The sequence below is a fragment of the Komagataeibacter kakiaceti JCM 25156 genome, assembly GCF_000613305.1.
Genome location: NZ_BAIO01000758.1, coordinates 1 through 849, shown reverse-complemented (window position 1 = coordinate 849; position 849 = coordinate 1). Strand labels below are relative to the sequence as shown.

Below are 849 nucleotides of genomic sequence, written 5' to 3'. Positions count from 1 at the left end.
CCGCCATGCCGGGCGGGGTCTGTGCTACTTCGAGGTTTCATCGTTCTCCTGCTGCGATCGCGCGTGCTGTGGGCGGTGTTGCGCCCCGGCGCGCTGATCGTATGCCTCCACTATACGCGCCACCAGCGGGTGGCGCACCACGTCACGTGATTCAAAACGCATCATGCCGATCCCGGGCAGGCCGTCCAGTGTCTCGACGGCTTCGCGCAGGCCGGATGTCACGCCGCGCGGCAGGTCAACCTGGCTCAGATCGCCCGTAATGACCATGCGCGTGCCTTCACCCATGCGGGTCAGGAACATCTTCATCTGGGCAGGGGTGGTGTTCTGCGCCTCGTCCAGAATGACAAAACAGTGCGCCAGCGTGCGCCCGCGCATGAAGGCGAGGGGGGCCACCTCGATCTCGCCCGTGCCCATGCGGCGGATCACCTGATCGCCCGGCATCATGTCATGCAGCGCGTCATAGAGCGGGCGCAGGTAGGGGTCGATCTTTTCCTTCAGGTCGCCGGGCAGGAAGCCCAGCCGCTCACCGGCTTCCACCGCCGGGCGTGACAGCACGATCCGGTCCACCTGCCCGGCCTGGAGCATGGCCACCGCCTGCGCCACGGCAAGGTAGGTCTTGCCGGTGCCCGCCGGGCCAAGACCGAACACCATTTCCTGCCGGGCCAGCATGGCCATGTAGTGCCCCTGACCGATCGAACGCGGCACGATGGGGCCGCGACGCGTCATGATGCTGGGCAGATCGGCAAGCGAGGGGGCGGCGGGAATGACGGGCGTGCGGACATCTTGCATGGCGGGCAGGTCCCCTGTCGCGGCGGGAGGTGCGGAAAAGGCATGGGCCGCCAGGCGGAT

The 849-nt window shown here is 67.5% G+C and carries 1 protein-coding gene; it reads right to left on the bottom strand.

What is annotated here, in order from left to right; all coding sequences use genetic code 11:
• Nucleotides 1-24: 24 nt before the first annotated feature.
• Nucleotides 25-849, bottom strand: an 825-nt coding sequence (locus JCM25156_RS18675; protein ID WP_025814341.1) for a PhoH family protein, incomplete at its 5' end; no start/stop codon positions are given.